Source organism: Nostoc sp., assembly GCF_036916735.1.
In the GTDB taxonomy this organism is placed as follows: Bacteria; Cyanobacteriota; Cyanobacteriia; order Cyanobacteriales; family Nostocaceae; genus Nostoc.
Genome location: NZ_JBALFV010000125.1, coordinates 127,355 through 147,398, shown reverse-complemented (window position 1 = coordinate 147,398; position 20,044 = coordinate 127,355). Strand labels below are relative to the sequence as shown.

Genomic DNA, 20,044 nt, shown 5'->3' with positions numbered 1-20,044 from the left:
CATTTTTTGATGACTTATGGGCGATTTGTTACGGATGTTGCTAAAGGTAGTGTAAACCAGAAAGTTAACCCGCGCTTGCGGTTACTAATAACACCAATTTCACCGCCATGTGCTTTAATAACTTTCCGACAAAGATACGTTTTTAAGCCAATGCTTGTGGAACAACAATCTTGAGGATCGCGGACATGCAGATCGAAAAGGCGATCGCACTCTAGTTTACTCATTACCACACCGTCGTCTTGAATCTGAGTCCGAATCATTTTGCCCTCAACGCTGGCACTCAGAATAAAATTTAATCCTGGTGGATTATTTTGCAAGCTATGTGTTACCAAATGTGACAAAACTTTCTGCAATCGAGTTGCATCTGCCATTACTAACGGTAAATCTGCGGGAACCAAGTTCTTCAGAGTTGCTTGATTTTGTGTCAGTATAGGTTCCAACTGGGTGAATGTTGCTCCTAGTAGAGTGTTAAAATCCACAGGTTCGGGTTTAATATCAATACCTTGTTTTTCACAAGAATTAATTTCTAGCAATGAGTTAATCATCGTCAGTTGGCGATCATTACCTTGAATCATCCGTTCGATGATCGAGCGAGATACTGGAATTGGGGATTGAGAGGAGGCAGAGGGGCACACTTCGGCTGCGCTCAGTGACCGGGGTGCGGGGGGCTGAGGGGAAAGAGGTAATTTTTTATTCTCCCCCTTGCTCCCTGCTCCCTGCTCCCCTGCTTCCCTATTCCCTGCTCCCCTGCTCCCCTGCCCCACTCCCTGATTTAACAAATTTTTTAACACCATCAAGTTACCCATCACCGAAGTTCGTAAATCGTGGGCAACTGTGTGTAAAACAACATCTTTTACTCGATGCAATTCTTCAACTTCTTGCATTTTTTGTTGCAATTGTGCTGTTCGTTCTTGTACTTGGTGTTCTAAATTAGTGTTAAGTTCTGCGAGTTTTTGGTAAATCTGGCTTTGGTGAATGGCGATCGCTACCTGTTCTGACATCTGCTGTAACAAATCAATTTCTATTGGTTGCCAATGACGCGGCCCTGAACATTGATTGGCAATTAACGCCCCAAATAATTCATTGCCTAGCATAATTGGTACACTCAAAGTCGCCCTCGTTTGGAATTTTTGAAAGTGCGCTTTGACTTTGGGAGATAATGCTACATGCGTTATATCTTCAACGACACCCACAACATTATTTTTGAGTAAGTTTCTCAATTCTTGTAGATAAGCTTCATCATTAGTAGACCATCCTGAGACTGATGGATACTTGGGATCTACTGATTCTGCAAGAGTTCTGGCTCCTAATTTGGTATTATTTAAACAAATAAAAACCCGGTCTGCTTGCAGAAATTGCCTGACTTCTGTCACGGTGGTTTGAAGAATTTCTTCTAACTTAAGGGAAGACCGAATTCGTACTAAGGTTTCTGCCAACAAGCGATCGCGTTCTGCTGATAGACGTAATTGTGCTTCCACCTGCTTGCGTTCTGTAATGTCGTGATGAACTGCTAGAAGCGAAGGCAGACCATCTAAATCAATGATTTCGGCTGAAAGCAGCGTTGTAATTATCTTGCCAGACTTTTGCCGAAATTCAAATTCCAAGTTGCGAGCAACTCCTGTGGTTTGCAACTCCTGTAACAAATTCTGGCGAGCGCGATCATGTATCCAAAGATTTAACTCAAAAGAAGTTTTACCAATCGCCTCATCTCGCTCATAACCTGAGAGTTTTACAAAGCTGTCGTTAACTTCGATGAAGCGTCCTTCTTGGAGTGTGCTGATGGTAATTGAATCAGGGCTGCAACTAAAAGCTTTAGCAAATTTTTGAGCAAGATTTTGTAAAGCGACTTCTGCTTGTTTGCGTTCTGTGATATCTCGGACAATTGCTACTACTTCATCTTGACCACTTACTACCAACCGCGCTTCATAATCTTTGAGTCCCAAAGGCGTTGGTAGTTGATATTCGCAAGTTTGTAAAGTTCCAGAATCTAAAGTTTTAGCGATCGCTTCTAGACTAATTGCGGCAACATCACTAGGCAATAACTCTTGCACATGTTTACCAACTATTTCTTCTCTCGAAAGAATGACATTTGCTCCCTCACTTTTCAAATCCAGATATTCGCTATCACGGCTGATGCGAAACATTAAATCGGGGATAGCATCCAAAATTGCTTGATACCGCGCCTCACTCTCAAGCAATTTTTCTTGGGCTTGTTTTCGGTCTGTAATATCCATAACCAAGCCATTCCAAAGCAAATCACCTGATTCTTGTAATTCCGGTTGCGAAGTAGCTTGAATCCATTTAAGTTTCCCACTAGGCGTAATGATGCGACCTTCCCAATGCCAATGTGTAATATTTGTAGTACAGAAAGTTATGGATTCTGTAAAGGTTTTAATATCCTGTGGATGAATCAGTTTGTATAGCACCCGAAAGTCTTTTTGTATAGCTTCTGGTTCTAATTCATACAAATTTTCACAACCAGAACTAACATAAAGGATTAACACAGAATCGTCCTGCTGTTGCAGAACTTGGAAAATCATTCCTGGTAAATTGACAGCAATTGTTTCCAAGAGAGTGATATTCTCTGGTTTATGCGGTGATTTTACAATTTCATCCACTCTTAGACCCTTTGATATATAAGCAATTGGCATAATATTCAAGGCAATCATAGCCACTGTGAGAGTTTCGTGACTGTCGACGTGATCACCAACAGCACAAAAGTGGCTCTACTTTCAGGGTAGTTCTGGATGCTGCGATCGCATACACCCAATCGGGTGAACCAGTTGTCAAAGAATGAATCATCTCAGGAGTGCTGAGTTACCGTTCGCCCTTTGGGGGAAGTTCCGGCGGAAGGTTTTGAGAATTGCAAACCGCAGATCCCCGATTTAAGAAGTCGGGGATATTGTTGAGCGCGAATGATTCAGTCGGGCTATAGTAGTCCATCAAGCTAACGAAAGCCTGCTATATACTAAATATAGTGTATTACTACATTAAAGCAATTTTCAGGTAATTGAACCACAAGCTAAGTTAGACTGAAGAGATAATATTGTATGAATAGATGCCAGTATGTTACTCAAAGGATTTGCCTGAGCGTGTGATTATGGCGTGGAAAGGTTCAATCACTGTGGTCTATTTACTTGAAAATTGCTGTAAGTTTAATTTATATTGCGTTAAAGCTTATTAACGCATCTACTTTCTAAACTGCCACACCCTCCAACTCCTCATCTGTCAACTCATACAACTGGCGCAATTTATCTAACTTATCAGCATCAGCTTCCCAGAAACCCCGCCCATGCGCCTCCAACATTCTCCCTAAAATATTGCGAAAAGCTTCAGGATTTGCTTTGCGTAATTTATCCGCCATCTCTGCGTCTAATGCATAAGTATCTGCGGCTTGATCATATACCCAATCATCGCTAAAATCGGCAGTACCACCCCAACCAATCAACGCCGTCATTCGTTGGGAAATTTCAAAAGCACCACCAGAACCTTGATTTGCCATCGCTTGCGCCCATTTGGGATTTACCAACTTAGTGCGATATTCCATTCGCAGCAAATCATCTAAATTGCGGGGTGTAGTATCTTTGGAGAAACTTTCCACAAAGCTGGTTGTAACTTTCTTACCGCCTTGTTTTTCTGCTGCCCTTTTTAAACCGCCCGTATTAGCGTAATATTCTTGAATATCGGTTAAGCCATATTCTACCGAATCGATTTCTTGAACAATGCGATCGCTAGTTTTTAACAAAGTATTCAACACTTCTGGTCTAGCTTGACCTTTATCTTCTCTTCCGTAGCTGAATACATTGCGACTTTGCCAAGTATTGCCTAACTCCTCGCCAGATTCCCAGTTACCATCCACAACTTGATCGTTTACCAAAGAACCAAAATCGCCCGCCGGATTAGAAAACAATCTCGCCGATGCATTCTCTACACCTTGGGCTTTTAAAGCTAAAGCGTGTTTCCTAATAAAATTTTGATCTTCCGGTTCATCAGCATCAGCCGCGCGTTGAAATAAATCATCCAATAATTCGATAATATTCACAAAACTATCTCGGAAAATCCCAGACAAATTACCCAATACATCAATGCGGGGATGTCCAACCTCCGCCAACGGCTTCAATTCATAACGAACAACTCTACCAGTTCCTTCCTTAACAGGTTCAGCCCCCACCAATTCCAACAGAATCCCCAGAGATTCACCCTTAGTTTTAATCGCATCCAATCCCCATAACATCACCGCCACCGTTTCTGGATATTTCCCATATTCATCCAAATGCTGGGCGATAATTTTTTGAGCAATTTCTCGTCCCCGTTCATAAGCCGCAGGTGAAGGCATCCGATAAGGATCTAAAGCATGAATATTTCTCCCAGTCGGCAAAACACCAGCCCCATCCCTTAACAAATCCCCCCCAGGCGCAGGCGGAATATACTCCCCATTCAACCCCCTTAACAAATTCGTTAACTCATCCGTAGATTGCATCAACAAATCCCTTATTAGCTTTTCTTCTTCTTCGCGTCCTTTGCGTCTTTGCGGTTCGTTTATTCCATCCTCCTCCCCAAAATAAGCCTCCAAATACGCCCCTAACTCCTCCTCATTCGGCTTTTCCCCCAACGTATGCAATCCAGAAGAAAACAACCGATTTTCTAAAACCTGCAAATATTCATACAACTCCACCAAATAATCATCAAAAGCATGACCGCTAAACATCCGCACATTCTCCGGCGTAAACGCAATCCCCAACCGTTTAGCATCCTCAAACGGACAATCTGCATCTAACCCAGAGTCCACAATTTTTTTACAAATTCCTTCCTTCAAAACATAATTCTTTTGTGGATCTTCACGATACTCTGAAATCAAATCTCGCAACGCCACCAACTCCTTATACAAACCTGCACGCCCATAAGGTGGTACATTATGAGAAATCAACACACCATAACCGCGACGTTTTGCCAACATCGATTCAGACGGATTATTCGCCGCATATATATATAGATTAGGCAAATTTCCTAACAGAATATCCGACCAAGAATAACCCGTATTACCCAAAGGAGAACCAGGCAACCATTCAACAGTCCCATGCATTCCAAAGTGAACTACAGCATCAGCTTGAAACTCATTTTGTAACCATTTATAATAAGCAGCATATTGCGGATGTGGCGTTAAATCCCGTTCAAACATTAAGCGCATTGGGTCGCCTTGTATCCCCAAAGGTGGTTGTACACCTATCCACACATTGCCTAATTGCACACCGCCAATCTGAAAATCGTCGCCATAAGTTTTAATACCAGTTCCCGTGAGAGATTTCCATTGTTTTTCAATGCGGGAAGTTTGCAAATATCCCAGCCATTTTTCTAGAGTGCGGACGTTGACAGTACTTGTGGGGTGGGCATCTTGCCCGCCATTGTCTAGGGGCAGGCGAGACGACTGCCCCACAAGAGGATTAGTTTCATCTGCCTGTTTTACCCAGCGAATCAATTCTTCTCCATCTTCTGGTAAATCTCCCACGGTGTAACCTTGTTCTTTCAGTGCATGGAGAAACTTCAGCAAACTACGCGGCACATTTAATAATGCAGCTGTACCGACAGCACCATAACCTGGAGGAAACCCATATAATATAATGGCAATCTTGCGTTCCGATGCAGGTTTTTGCCGTAAAGCTACCCAAGTTTTTACCCTACCAATTAATCGCTCTACCCGTTCGGGAACCAGATAAATATTTTCACCCACCAAACCACCGAGGGGAACGGTATCAATAGCGCCATCCAATTCTGGTAATGCATACAAGACTACACTTTGCAATCCACCGATACCTTGGCGCGTCCACGAGGAAATATCTTGAATTAATAGTGGTGCAGCAACAATATAAGGTACATTTTTGGCAGTGAGAATGCGCTTTGCTACTTCTATTTGACGGCCAGCTTCCATTGAACCAGCTGGGCCACCCACCAGAGGAAAGCCAATTGTCGAAGCGATCGCATTTACTTTTACTGCTTCACTTGATAGTGAGGGAGTTTCTATATTACCTAGTTGTCGTTGCTGAATTTCATAGTCGGTTGTCATCAAATCTCGTACCGCCACATGTCCTTCTACACCGTTGATGAAAATGGGTAAAGGAGTTAACCCGGCTGTTTCAAAACTGCGAATTAGTTGGGGAATGTAGGGTTGTTTGGTGATGACATGTTTTCGGTAGAGGAGAATTCCGATAACTGGGGAGACGCGATTTGGGGAGACGCGATTCATCGCGTCTCTACAATGGGTTTTATACCATTCTAAATATTCGCGGGGCGATTCAAAAAACCCTGGATAGTCGGGGTGGAATAATCCGATGTTGGGGGTTTCGACTAGCGGGGGAATGTCGCCGACTTTTAAACCTAAGTATTTTTCTGCCAGTGTCCAGAATAATGAAGCGACGTTTTCTGAACCGCCAGCATTCCAGTAACCATAGATAATTAACCAGTTGCGTAAGTCTTGGACTTTTTGCACTGGCACGTATTTCAATAATTTGGGGCCAATTTTTAAGAAGCTGATGTAACCAGCGAGTTTGTCTTCTTCTCGTCCGTTGCTAAATTTGTCGAGGATGAATTTAACTGGTTTGGGCATTCCTTTGGGTTTGTCGCCAATAGCAAAGTCACCCACCTTAGTTAAACTCATCAATTCCAAGGCTGACTCAAAGACTAGGCGAATGGGAATTTGGGAAATGCGATCGCGCAACCACACAACTTGGTCATAATCAAATAGTAGGCTACCGAAAAACACATCAGCGCCATCAAGTGCTGTTTCTACCTCAGTGCGTTTGTTGGTAAGATCGCGATCGCTAAATACCCGAATATCCAACTCAGGACAGCGAGAGTTAGCCAAAAAGGCTGCTTTCTTGTACAAATCAGCGTTGAACGATTCAAACCCAGCAACCAAGACGATGCGTTTCATGCCTGTAAGCTACGAAATATTTCTTTACTTAAATTTTAAACATGCTTTCAGGCTGATTGTTAAATATCTACCCACAGATTCCGGTCAGTAACACAACGATTTGTCTGTTACCCAGGTATAAAGCGTGTTTTATTTCTGAAGTCTGAATTCTGCTGTAGGTGTTCAGCTACTCAAGGTTAACAGGAATGCCAAGAGGCAAGCTTTGAGTGGGTTTACGGCTTTATAAACACACTTTACATCACGCAGTGCTTTTAGCTTGGCATTAGAATAAGTACATTTGTCATAGCTTTCTACTTTTACGAAGCGCTATTATCTGGATAATGGGGTTAATTGTTGCATTTCAATTTATTGCAACAATCACCTGATTATTCCCGATTTTGATAAATTATGAGGGTTGTGTTTTTGATTCCAATATGAACTTAAATTAGTGGATTTAACCACAAAAAATTTGCCGTTCAAGTTTGGAAAATAACTTATTTTGTCTACCAGCGTACTAATGCTACAGATAATGTTGATATTGCTAACAAGTGCTGAAACAAATTTATCAACAAAACTTTGGCTAAAAAATTAGAATAGTTTTGAATTAGTGTAAAAATAAGTAAGAGGATTAAATCATGAAATTTGGAATTGATAGCGGGCACAATTGTCCACCAGATACAGGAGCTAGAGGGATTAAAGTTGAGGATAATTTAACTCTCGATGTCGGTAATAGAGTTATAGCCAAATTAAGAGCTTTAGGAAATGAAGTTGTAGTATGTAAACCAAGTAGCGCTAGTACAGTACGTGAATCGCTTTCAAAAAGATGTTCTACAGCTAATTCGAGTAAAGTAGATATTTACGTATCAATTCATTTTAACTCCTTTAATGGACAAGCTAACGGTACAGAAGTATTTGCAACTAGCGATACAGGTGTAAAAATTGCTAAACCTGTATTAGATGAAATCGTCAAGTTAGGATTTTTTAATCGCGGCGTTAAAAGTGGTTCTCACTTGTTTGTTCTGAAAAATACGGATATGCCTGCGATTCTTGTAGAAGGTTGCTTTGTTGATTCGCAAAAAGATATGAATCTTTTTAATCCTGAAGCAATGGCTAATGCGATCGTCAAAGGCTTAACAGGTAAAGTGGCAAGTGTACCTGTTAATCCCGTACAAGATGAAGAAGATAATGTAGATGCCACTATTCTCAGACTGCAAAAATCTTTAAATCGACTAAAAATAACCGATAAAAATGGTAAGGCATTAGTAGAAGATGGCTTCACCGGAGCTAACACCAAATCTGCCGTAGAAAAGTTTCAGACTATTATCGGGGTTCAAGCGACCGGAATTGCTGACTCAACTACATGGAATGCCATAAATCTAATTTTGGCTAAACGAATTCTCAGACCAAACCATGCCGGTGGTGTCGTTGTCAGATACTTGCAATACCGTTTAGGTGTTGAGAATGATGGCGTCTACGGGCCGCAAACAGAGCTTACAGTTAAGAACTTTCAAAAGCAAAATGGTTTAGATGCCGATGGGATTATCGGGCCTGCTAGCTGGCAGAAATTAATTGCTTAGATTGAGGGGTAGGTATTGTTTGTAGTTGGCGCTTTAACGCTGAAGCACCAACTACGAACTTATACGATTGGTTATTACGGAAAAAATGAGTTTATAGCTACGAACTTCCAGGACGGCCTTCATTAATAAGTTTATTATTGAACTTTTACCACCTTCCAGGCTAACTGATTGCTAATCTTCACTTAAGGATAATTGTAGCGACTGTTTTAAAAGTCAAGCGTAGGCGTAGCCCGTCGTAGACATCACTTTGTTTGTGGAGATTTATGAAAGCGATGCCTATGGCAGGCTACGCCTACGCACCGGGAGCATCCCAATGCAAGCAAATTTACCAAAATGATGAGTTGTCATTGCGAATGAAGCGTAAAGCCTTCTCTTCGAGAGGCTTCGCCAACGGCATAGCTTCTCGAAGAGACGCTTTGCGAACGCTCCATTTCATTACGCTCGCAATGACAAAAGATGTTTTTACACATTTGGGATGCTCCCTATGCACCTGTGTAATTGAGCGCGGTGCAACAAAGTTTGAAGTACTCCAACACGACTTTGGAGTACCTCAAAACGACTTTGAAGTACCTCAAAACGACTTTGAAGTACCTCAAAACGATGTTGAAGTACCTCAACACGACTTTTAAGTACTTCAACACGATGTTGAAGTACCTCAACATGACTTCGAGGTACCTCAACATGACTTCGAGGTATCTATTGCTTATATAGCAGTCCTAAATCATTCGTGAGAATTTGAGATCGTTTTAACCCCCTTGTAGTCCTGCTTTGTTAAGGGGGGACGGCTCAGACATTGAGATCAAAAGTGCGATGCCTGCTCTGGGCTACGCGATCGCTGTATCCTAATTTTAAGTCGCGCTGTGGGCGTGGCATAAGGTAAATTCTAGTAATAAATTTACTATAGCCGTTGGTTTCGACTTCGCTCAACCAACTCAGTGGTCGAGGTTGAGCGTACCCCTGCGGGGAAGCAAGCTACGCGTAGCGTCCCGCAGGGAAGTCAAAACTCGTTAACATAGGTATTTTTTTCATCAGAAATCACCTAACAATAATTTGTCATCCTCTAATTCTCCCCATAATATCTATGCCCTTTAACATTTTTTCTAAACCCCCAAAACCTGAACCCGCAGAGATGACTGTTTTAATCAAAATATCGGGATGTGACAACCCAAAGCGGTGCGGGGATGTGATTTTTGTTCACGGCTTAGGTGGCCACGCACGCGGAACTTGGCATCCGCAAGAACTACGCGACGATGATAATTTCTGGTTAACGTGGCTGGGACAAGAAAGACCAGATTTAGGTATTTGGTCTTTTGGCTACAAGGCTGAACCCTTTGAGTGGAGAGGGTCAACAATGCCACTCTTTGATAGAGCTAGTAATTTACAAGAATATTTAGAAGTTTCTGATATTGGAAAATACCCAATAATTTTTATCGCTCATAGTATGGGTGGATTATTAGTTAAAGAAATGCTGCGTAATGCTCAGACATTTCAAAAAAAAGCAGTTATTGAACAGACAAAAGGCATTGTATTTCTATCCACTCCTCACACTGGTTCTCATCTCGCTAACTTAGTCGATAAAATTGATATTTTGGCACGAACCACTGTTAGTGTTAATGAATTGAAATCACATATTCCCCAACTGCGTCAACTTAACGAGTGGTATCGGCAAAATGTTGATTCTTTGGAAATTACTACAAAAGTTTATTTTGAAACTAAACCCACTCAAGGTTTTTTAGTTGTAGACCCAGATAGTGCTAACCCAGGCATCAAAGATGTCCAACCTACCGCTACAGATGACGACCATATTTCTATCACCAAGCCAAAATCAACAGAGAATTTAGTTTACAAGGGAGTAAATCAGTTTATTAAGCAACAATTGCCAATTAATCTAGGCATTGTTGAACAATCAACATCAAAAGCAAAAAAGAACAACTCCTCAGTGATTTTTGAAAATACTGATGGTCAAATTCCTCTTAACTCCCCCTTTTATATCGAGCGTCCAGAGGTGGAAATTAAATGTTATGAATCCATCCTCCAACCAGGGCGTTAATCCGCATCAAAGCGCCGCAAAAGATGGGTAAAACTTCTTTAATAAGCCGCATTCTTAACTATAGTAAACAAAAAGGTTATCGCACAGTTTCTCTTAATTTATGGAGTAAAGAAAATCTTAACGATCTCAATAATTTTTTACAGGGATTTTGTGCAACTCTAAGTTATGAATTAGGGCTAGAAGATAAAATAGATCAATCTTGGAAAAGACGCTTAAGCAGTCAAGTTAACTGCACTAATTATTTCAAAGACTATTTATTAAAAAATATTGATGTTCCCCTAGTATTAGGTTTAGATGATATTGATAAAATTTTTCCTTATCCCGAAATTGCTCAAGAATTTTTTGCTCTCCTCCGAGCTTGGCATGAAAACGGTAAAAACGAAGAAATTTGGCAAAAATTGCGTTTAGTAATTGCTCATTCTCAAGAAGTATATGTTTCCCTAAATGTCAATCAATCTCCCTTTAATGTGGGTTTATCTGTTGAAATCGGAGAATTCAACGCCACACAAATAAAAGAATTAGTCGAACGACATCAATTAAATTGGTCAGATACACAAATCGAACAATTAAGGGGAATGATTGATGGTCATCCTTATTTATTAAGAACTGCTCTTTATCAAATTGCCACAGGTAACTTAACTTTAGAACAATTTCTGAAAGTTGCTCCCACTGATGAGGGATTATTTAGAGGCTTTTTACATCCCTATCTTTCACTGCTGGAAGAAGATAAATTGTTAAAAGCAGCGTTCCAAAAAGTGATCAACAGTGATATTCCTGTGAAGTTAGACTCTGTACAAACTTTTAAATTACGCAGTCTGGGCTTAATTAAATTTAAAGGAAATCAAGTTCAATGTCTTTGTAATTTATACTGCCTTTATTTCCGAGAGCGCCTATCCGAATGATTACACCCAGCTTGAGAAGATGAACTATCAATAATCAGTGGTAAAATAGCGATGTCTACGACGGGCTACGCCTACGCAGCGTCAACACCAAAGCCGAACGCACCCCATTACACCCCAACTTTCACAAGTGCGTAGCCATAAGGCTTGTCCTCAGACATCTCACTCTTGTATCTCACTGAATGATTAATCATTTTACTAATTTGTAGAAGTGCTAAAAGATAGTGCAGATGCTTCTACCAAATGCGGTTGATGGCGTTGCCAAAAACTCAAAATCTCTTCACCAACCTGTTGAGGATAGAAGTAGTGAAAAAAATGATATCCTTCTGGGCATTCCCAAAGTTTATCTTCTGGCTTCAACCAATTTAACCAGTCATGCAATGCAAGTGGATTGACTACCGGATCGCTCTTGCTACCACATACCATCATTGGCATAGAAACTCCACCTTTGGGTAAATAAACCAACTTGAATAAAGAGTGTGACGAGGGAGATTGTTCTAAATCTTTATCTAAGGCAGCTACTAACTTCTTAGTAGTATGAGGTGATTGATTTCCAAATAGACTGCGAACGTTGCTTGCTAAAACTAGCTCACGGCTGATGCTAAAAAGTTGTCGTTGAAAGTAATAGTGAGCTTGCCAATTGTTTGCAGGTTGAGCCGCTACAGCTAGCAAGGTGAGCGATTGCACTTTTTGCGGAAATCGACGCGCAAAGCTTAAGGCGATCGCACCACCCATCCCATGTCCTGCTAAATGTACGGGGCGATCGCGCCATTCTAAAAACTCATACACCAAATCCACAGCTTGATCTATGCAACTGGCTTCATCTTTGGTTTGCTGGTATTCCCACTGGGCGATTCTCATATACCCAGATAAGTATTCAAGTAATGGTTTATCAAAACGCTGCAAAACAGGACTAGCACTTAACCACAAAACATCAAATGAATCAGACATAAATACCTATAACTTCTAAATTATCAATTTAAATAAAGGCGCACAGCTAGCTGTACGCCCCTAATCTCTACAAACCAAATTCTGTTTTCAACTGAGCAACCCAAGTTTTAATTCGCTCGTCTGTTAAATCGGATTGACTACCTTCATCAAGTGCTAATCCAACAAACTTGCCATTTTTCAAAGCTCTAGAATTCTCAAAGTCATAACCCTCGGTTGGCCAGTAGCCAACAGTTTTACCACCTCGCTGGGAAATTTTTTCTTCTAGAATTCCCATTGCATCCTGGAAGTTATCGGCATAGCCATATTGATCTCCATCACCAAAATAGGCAACCCGCTTACCACTAAAATTTATTTCATCCAGATCTGGGAAAAAACTTTCCCAATCACTCTGAAGTTGACCAATATCCCAAGTGGGAGAGCCAATAATCAGCAATTCATACTCATCAAAGGTGCTAGCATCCGCGTCATAAATGGCATGTAATGTTACAATCTCACCACCAAACTCATCCCGAATTTTTTCAGCATCAGATTCAGTGTTGCCAGTTTGAGTACCGTAAAACAGACCGATTTTTTTCGACATATTGTCACCTGATATATAGTTTTGCGATCGCCAGAATAGCTATTTGCTTTCTTGAAATATATTATCAGCTTAATGAATATCTATATCAATAAGCCTGAAGATATCCTACCAGAGTTATTGAAACTTTTTTTCATTTAATTTAAGTAAAATTTTGTAAAGTATTTTAGCCAACAAACCGAAAAGGCGGGCAGCCCTTCATTTCACTCCTACTTACTGTAAGTGGCTTAGGATATGCTCACGCAATATTCAGAATTATTACTGGTTTCAAAAAATACATTGGTAAAAGAAGCTAGAAAAGGCAAATTTTTTGTGCATTTATTATGAAATTCATCCAAACACTAAAAGTAGCTGTAATTCCTGTTTTGACTGTGTTGAATTTGTTGTCTGCATCAAATAAAGTACTAGCTGACTATTTAAATAGTCAGGGTTCAGGAGGTCATTACCGTTATGAATTATGGTCTACCGATGATAATAGTAGTTACTATTTGAAAATTTGGTCAGATGAAGCAAGTCCAAATAGTCACCCACGCTACACACATGGGAGTTTTAACTCTACTAGAGAAGCTTTAACTTATTTTGATTGCAATTACGCTGAGAGAAGTTTACCAGAATGCCCTCGATAAGAATTTTGAACCCCCCAGTATAATTCGTAATTGCTAATTCGTAGTTCGTAATTAAAGAATTCAATTATGAATTACGAATTACGTTAGCGTAGCGGTAGCGAGTCCGCGAGCGTCATTACAAATTACGCTTCGGCGGGTTGATATTCTTGTTGTCTTTCCACAAACGCCTGAACACGGGTGCGGTAGTTTCTCACAGTCTCATCTACCCAATCGCGATCGTTGCTATTTGCATATAAATGCACCAGTGGTTCGCTGGCATCTGGTAAAACTAACAACCAACTGTCATCGTAGGGCTGACAAATTTTCACTCCATCGATGAGTTCTAGATTTTGCGCTGGATGAGTTTCGACTAAGTAACGCATCAAAGCACCCTTAGCTGTCCACGGGCAGCGTATTGTATAAGTTTTGTGAATTACACGGGGCAATTCTGACCGCGCAGCAGCAAGCGATCGCTCCTGTATAGTCAACATCTCAATTATTTTCGCAATGCAGAACATGGCATCAAATCCCGGATGCAGTTGCGGGAAAATAAAACCAGTATCTCCACTACCTCCCAACACCACATTTGGGTTTTTCTGACAAGCCTCCATTAAAGCTGTGGGGTTGGCTTTAGTGCGAATCACTCTACCATCATGGCGACGGGCGACTTGTTCAATAGCACTGGAAGCATGAACTGGCACTACTACCGTTCCTCTGGGGTTAGCCGTCAAAATCATGTCTACCATCAGTGCAGTTAACATTTCCCCACGAATTGGGTAGCCTGATTCATCAACTAAAATTAGCTGTTCTCCATTAGCCGTGACTTGCACACCAAAGTTAGCTTTCAATGCCTCGACTACATGACCTAACTGAGTCAGCAATCCTTCTCGGTCAGTTACTGACATCGCCGTTTTATTGACACTAGCATTCAGTACCACCGCATCAGCACCAAATTTATCCAACATTTGGGGTAAAACTGCCCCCGATACTGCATAAACATAGTCAATCACCACTTTTGCCCGGCTGTTGCGGAGTGTATGAACATGCAACAGTTTCTCAAAAGCAGTACAGTAGCGATCCATGACTTGGCTGGGATAAGATACATCGCCAATTTCATGAATTAGCGCCCGTCGCATATCTTCCTTAAAGTAAGCCCCTTCAATTTTCTTTTCTAAGGCTTTGGAGATATTAATGCCCTTTGCATCCATAAATTCAATCAGAATGTAGTCAGGGCGATCGGGGTGTACCCGGACGTGGATACCACCAGTTACCGACATTGTAGGTATAATTGTGCGGGTGATGGGGATAGCTGTGGCATCGAGGTTTTGAATATCAACACCTACTGACATCAAACCAGCAATAAGCGATCGCGTCACCATCCGAGAGATATTACGTTGGTCACGGGAAACCGTTACCTTAGAACCTGGTTTTAAGGTAGAACCGTAAGCAGCTCCCAATTTCACGGCGAATTCTGGGGTAATGTCGATATTAGCTAATCCTTGGACACCCCGTTGCCCGAATAAATTCCGTTGGGCGGTATTGCCCCAAATCAAGTTAATGTTTAAAACTGCCCCTGACTCAATCTTTTTACTAGGCCAAACGCGCACGCCTGGGCTAATTTGGGCTTCTTCTCCCACCGTGGAAAGCGAACCTACAACCGCAGCTTCTAATACTTGAGCGCGGCGGTCTACACGAGCACCACGAGAAATCACGCAGGCAGAAAGAGCTGCTTCTTCGCCAATAAATGCCCCATTCCACACTATGGGACGTTTAAGATTCGCATCAGCGCCAATAGTGACATTATCTCCAATTACGGTTCCTGCCTCAATCTGGACTCTTGCACCGATGCGGCAATTATCACCAATTACTGCTGGGGCTTCAATCACAGCAGTTTGGTCGATATAAGTATTTTGACCTACCCATAATTGTTGAGAAACTTGTTTGTAGGCATAATCTAATTGCACTTTCCCATCTAAAGCGTCATACTGCGCCTCACGATAAGCATCTAAGTGACCAACATCGCACCAGTAACCTTGAGCAATGTAGCCATACATTGGCTCATCTTTTGCTAATAGCAACGGGAATAAGTCTTTAGAAAAGTCGGATTCAATGTTTGCTGGCAGATATTCTAAAACTTCTGGTTCAAGAATGTAAGTGCCAGTATTAACAGTATCAGAAAAAATTTCACTACTAGAGGGTTTTTCTAAAAATCGCCGAATTCGTCTTTCTTCATCGGTAATCACCACTCCAAATTCAATCGGGTTGGGAACCCTGGTTAAAATCAAGGTAGCTTTTGACTTATTTTGTTTATGAAATGCGATCGCTGCCGTGAGGTCAAAATCTGTTATGCTATCACCGCTAATGACTAAAAAGGTTTCATCAAGAAGTTCAGCAATGTTTTTCACACAGCCAGCTGTACCCAAAGGCTGATCTTCTTCGACAGCATAAGTCATCTGAACGCCAAAATCACTGCCATCTTGAAAATAGTCTCGCAAGACATCAGGTAAATAGTGCAATGTCGCAATAACTTCTGTAATTTGATGTCGCTTGAGGAGATTGATAATATGTTCGGCTATTGGTCGATTAAGGATCGGCACCATCGGCTTAGGCAGATCGCAAGTTAACGGGCGAAGCCGCGTTCCCGAACCCCCCGCCATCAGTACTGCACGCATAAATCCTCCTTAACTAATTACAGCCTTCGCTGCTTGAAAACGTGTTAGATATATTTTCTTCTTTCTCTAGTCTGCTATGGATATCGATATTTGAGGAACTTCCACAAGATGCATATAGATTGGAAATTGGGGATTGGGAAGAAACTTGTTCAATATTTCTCCCTCTTATCTTTCTCATCCCCCCAATCCCCAGCGATGCACTGAGTTTCGACTTCGCAAAAATCGAGTTTCGGCTACGCTCAACTCCCGCCAAGTCGAGATTCAACTCCCGCAAAGTCGAGATTCAACTACCGCTTGTCGTACCCCTTTGGGGAAGCAAGCTACGCAAAGCGTCTCGTTGGCGCAGCCTCTCCTAGAGAAGAGAAGTGTCCCCAATCCCCAGCCCCCAACTTATTGACAATGATAAAGTTGATATTCGTAGCCATCTATGCTTGGCAAAGATTGAGTATCAGACATAACGCATGTTTTGACAGCTTCTGCTACGGGTGCGTGAAAGTTTACCAGCCACAAGTCAAAAGGTCGTGGTAATTTATTTAAAGTATTTTCCAGAGCAATGGTGGAAGTATTCGGGTCTTTGTCTTGATGAGCAAGGAGAAACAGAGAATTTTGCAGTGAATTTGCAAGTTTAATCTCCCTAGCTACTCCCATCATTTCCCCAGTGTGTACATAAGTTTTGTGGGTGGTGGCAATCAGTACTGGTGTTGTGGATGTTTGTTGAATTAGCTGCACAAACAGGTCAGGGCGATAATATTTTTGATAGCCGAGATTGCAGATTACTGTAACTGCACTGAAAAATCCCATTAGCCAAATTAACATCACGGCTTTTTTACCGTTTATTCCCCATTTACCTATGCTTTTTATTTCCTTGGGAGGATGCCAACAAACTGCGAGGCTTGCTCCTAGTAAAACAACGATCACGGGAAAGTAAACAAAGTTATATCTAGCACCTCTAGTCAGGTCAATACCTAAAAAGTACGTAAAGATAAAGAATAAAGCGATCGCACTGCTCACTACTCCAGCAAACACCTGAATCATAATCCGATTTTCTGGGTGCTGTAGTTGAATCTTGATCCCACGCAGCAAAATTGGTACTGCCCAAATAAAAAAAGTCAGCATCACCAATCCAGAAGGAATCACAAATAATAGCTGTGAAGATTCAACTGGTAACAGGGAAATCATTGCAATCAATGTTCCTAAAGCTTGAAAAATTGGGCTTAACCAATCTAGTCCAACGCGCGAACCTCGAATCCACTCGGTCAAATTATCACGATTTTTATTCTCTAATAAGATTGGTATCCAAATTAAACCTGCCACCAAAGTACCTATAGCAACGGCATAGATGCGTCGCCAGCTATCCGAAAAGAAAAGAGAAAATTTGCTGTTAGTTTGCAATTGAAGCCAAGCAAGAAAAATCAAAACTACGGCTTCTGTACAGAGAGTGAGGCTGAAGAAATAATGAGTAGCAAAACCTAAAGCATTAATTCCTACCCATACAAGTGCTACCCATATAGGTAAAGGTGTACGGTTTTGAATATGACGTGTGGCAATTACTAAGCAGGTGAGGGAAGCAATTACCCATAACATTGCTAAAGTGTAATGACGCGCTTCTTGTGCTAAAAATACGCCGTAGGGTGATACTGCCATCATGGCAGCAGTCAAGTGTCCCACTAATCTCGAGCGAAAGGCTACTTTGCCCAATACGTAAACACACGGTATAGAGGCAGCACCGAATATAGCTGGTAGCGATCGCGCCGCAAACAGCGATACTAATCCTCCATCGCTCTTAAATAATTTCATCCACAGGTAAGCCAGCACAAAATACAGTGGTGGATGATTATCTTGTGTAACTAAGTTATGAATTACATCACTAATACTAGCTGCTGGGTTTGGTTGCAGTGGTTGCAATAGGAGATCAGATGTGGTCGCTTGATCTAAAGGTACTGGTAAAAAATTATTCCCCAAGCTAAACACCAAGGTGGCAAACTCATCAGTCCAAGGAGGCTTTGCAGTCAAGTTGGTTAGGCGCAAGCTGATGCCGAGGATCAGCCACATTAAGTTCAGCAAGGGATGAAGCCAGGAAGGAGGGAGGCGAAACTGCCAATTATGCCAATACTTGCGTTTTAAGGTGGAATTTGCATCTGTAGAATTTGCATCTACTATAGGCAAAAAACGGGGGGGCAAAAAACGGGCAGCATAGACAGCTAGCAACGAGATAATTTTTCTGTAAAAATCAAATGCACCTTGGAAAAAAGCTCTCATTGCCGGGCCTCACACAAATAGACTTGTAGATTTGACGTTTTAGATTTCAGTTCGTTCTAAAGTCTAAGAACAAAAATCAAAATCTCAAATCCCTCGTTGTGATTATTTCACGTCGGTGACGCGCCAGCTAAGTTTCAAATTAATCCAGAAATTCCAGACGGTAGCAACTGCGATCGCAATAAAGTTGGCAATATAACGGTTAGGAATAAGAAAATTGAATATCAAATTTAATACCAGTACATTCAATACTAGTCCAGCAAGACAAATGGCGTTGAATTTTACAAACCGCTTCAGGCGTTGCTTCCATCCTTGCTGTCTGGCGCTGACATCTGCAAATGTCCAAGCATCATTCCAGAAGAAATTATTTAAAATTGCAATCTCACCAGCAATAATTTTGCTGCGCGTCAGTGGCCAAGCCAAGGTAGTCGGATCACTAAGCAAGTAAAGTATTGCCATATCCACAAATACGCCACTAAAGCCAACTAACCCAAAGCGGACGAATCGACCAACTGGGAAATTGACTTTTCTACTCAATCGTCCTACCCGTCCTGTGGAGAGCCGCAACCGTATCAAGTGGTGGATGTAATCTACATATTGCTTCCATGTCACCTTACTCTCACCCTCTTTGCGTTCGCAAAAAACATACCCAACTTCGGCAACTTGCCCTACTTTTCCCCGCCCGATTACTTCTAGGAGAATTTTGTATCCAACTGGATTGAGTATTGCATTTGCGATCGCACTCCGGCGCACCATAAAATAACCACTCATAGGGTCGGAAACTCTTCCCAGTACCCCCGGTAAAATCACCAAGCCCAATAACTGAGCGCCACGAGATAAGATACGCCTAACAACACTCCAACTACTGACGCCGCCTCCGTCCACATGACGACTGGCTACTGCCAAATCTGCTCCCTGTTCAACACTACGCAACAGTTGCATCAGCACCTCTGGTGGATGCTGTAAATCTCCATCGATCACCCCTAACACACTCCCGGTAGCTGCTTGCCACCCTCGAATCACCGCAGAAGATAGCCCCCGTTCCTGTTGGCGTCGCATCACCCGCAACTGGGGGTATTCTGTCGTCAAGGATTGTGCTATTTCCCAAGTTCGGTCTGGGCTATCATCGTCTACCACAATCAATTCATAGTTTCCTGGAATAGATTCATCCAGTAACTGACTTAATATGCTGACTACATTCTTGATGTTGTCACGTTCTTTATAAGTAGGAATTACTAGGGAAAGATGAATAGATTCACTACTTATACCCACACCGTTAGGGGGGAACTCTGAAATCCTTAGTGGCCCAGTTGGTACTGTTAACAGCGAGTTGGATGAGTTTGTCTTCATAATTTCACATTATAGAAGGAGGATCTGTAAAAACCGAGAGAAACAAAGCCGAGTACTGCTGGCTTAATTGACTGAACTTGGTTAGTTAAAATTTGATGAATACTTTTATTACAGTTAGCTGTTTTGAAAAGTTTAGTAATTTCCGCGCCTCAATTCAAAATATTTTCCTAAACTTCATCTAAACTTTATATCTAACCACT

Annotated in this window: 13 protein-coding genes; 6 read left to right on the top strand and 7 right to left on the bottom strand. The window is 41.6% G+C overall.

The window, feature by feature from the left end; all coding sequences use genetic code 11:
• Window positions 1-14: 14 nt before the first annotated feature.
• A complete protein-coding gene (locus tag V7L20_RS32010; RefSeq protein ID WP_334747942.1) occupies window positions 15-2,618 on the bottom strand; it encodes a sensor histidine kinase in 2,604 nt (867 codons plus the stop codon).
• A gap of 578 nt (window positions 2,619-3,196) precedes the next feature.
• Complete coding sequence (gene bchH / locus V7L20_RS32005) at window positions 3,197-6,928, bottom strand: magnesium chelatase subunit H (RefSeq protein ID WP_334747941.1); 3,732 nt, start codon at window positions 6,926-6,928, stop codon at window positions 3,197-3,199.
• A 614-nt stretch (window positions 6,929-7,542) separates the two neighbouring features.
• Here bchH and V7L20_RS32000 point away from each other — a divergent pair.
• From V7L20_RS32000 to V7L20_RS31985, 4 genes are all read left to right on the top strand, one after another.
• On the top strand, window positions 7,543-8,484 hold the full coding sequence (locus V7L20_RS32000) for an N-acetylmuramoyl-L-alanine amidase (protein ID WP_334747940.1): 942 nt from the start codon (window positions 7,543-7,545) through the stop codon (window positions 8,482-8,484).
• Between the two features lie 263 nt (window positions 8,485-8,747).
• The gene (locus V7L20_RS31995; RefSeq protein WP_334747939.1) at window positions 8,748-9,113 is read left to right on the top strand and encodes a hypothetical protein; all 366 of its coding nucleotides are present in this window, start codon (window positions 8,748-8,750) and stop codon (window positions 9,111-9,113) included.
• Window positions 9,114-9,613: 500 nt separating this feature from the next.
• Window positions 9,614-10,534: an esterase/lipase family protein gene (locus V7L20_RS31990; protein WP_334747938.1), complete on the top strand. Its 921-nt coding sequence runs from the start codon at window positions 9,614-9,616 to the stop codon at window positions 10,532-10,534.
• A gap of 23 nt (window positions 10,535-10,557) precedes the next feature.
• Entirely contained in the window at window positions 10,558-11,436 is an 879-nt protein-coding gene (locus V7L20_RS31985; RefSeq protein WP_334747937.1) for an AAA-like domain-containing protein, read from the top strand.
• Between the two features lie 195 nt (window positions 11,437-11,631).
• On the opposite strand, the gene V7L20_RS31980 is transcribed toward V7L20_RS31985, so the two are convergent.
• Together V7L20_RS31980 and fldA are read right to left on the bottom strand one after the other, a co-directional pair.
• Window positions 11,632-12,384, bottom strand: coding sequence for an alpha/beta fold hydrolase (locus V7L20_RS31980; protein WP_334747936.1), 753 nt, complete (start codon window positions 12,382-12,384; stop codon window positions 11,632-11,634).
• A 67-nt stretch (window positions 12,385-12,451) separates the two neighbouring features.
• Window positions 12,452-12,964, bottom strand: a complete 513-nt coding sequence (gene fldA, locus V7L20_RS31975) for a flavodoxin FldA (RefSeq protein ID WP_334747935.1) — start codon at window positions 12,962-12,964, stop codon at window positions 12,452-12,454.
• 320 nt (window positions 12,965-13,284) lie between these two features.
• Between fldA and V7L20_RS31970 the strand changes: the two genes are divergently transcribed.
• Window positions 13,285-13,587 (top strand): hypothetical protein, encoded by a 303-nt coding sequence (locus V7L20_RS31970; RefSeq protein WP_334747934.1) that lies wholly within the window; start codon window positions 13,285-13,287, stop codon window positions 13,585-13,587.
• 122 nt (window positions 13,588-13,709) lie between these two features.
• On the opposite strand, the gene V7L20_RS31965 is transcribed toward V7L20_RS31970, so the two are convergent.
• Complete coding sequence (locus V7L20_RS31965; protein ID WP_334747933.1) at window positions 13,710-16,238, bottom strand: mannose-1-phosphate guanyltransferase; 2,529 nt, start codon at window positions 16,236-16,238, stop codon at window positions 13,710-13,712.
• A 133-nt stretch (window positions 16,239-16,371) separates the two neighbouring features.
• Between V7L20_RS31965 and V7L20_RS31960 the strand changes: the two genes are divergently transcribed.
• Entirely contained in the window at window positions 16,372-16,635 is a 264-nt protein-coding gene (locus V7L20_RS31960; protein ID WP_334747932.1) for a hypothetical protein, read from the top strand.
• On the opposite strand, the gene V7L20_RS31955 is transcribed toward V7L20_RS31960, so the two are convergent.
• On the bottom strand, window positions 16,629-18,290 hold the full coding sequence (locus tag V7L20_RS31955; protein WP_334747993.1) for a glycosyltransferase family 39 protein: 1,662 nt from the start codon (window positions 18,288-18,290) through the stop codon (window positions 16,629-16,631). The two genes, V7L20_RS31960 and V7L20_RS31955, sit on opposite strands and share 7 nt — an antisense overlap.
• Before the next feature lie 309 nt (window positions 18,291-18,599).
• Window positions 18,600-19,844: a glycosyltransferase gene (locus V7L20_RS31950; protein WP_334747931.1), complete on the bottom strand. Its 1,245-nt coding sequence runs from the start codon at window positions 19,842-19,844 to the stop codon at window positions 18,600-18,602.
• Window positions 19,845-20,044: the final 200 nt, after the last annotated feature.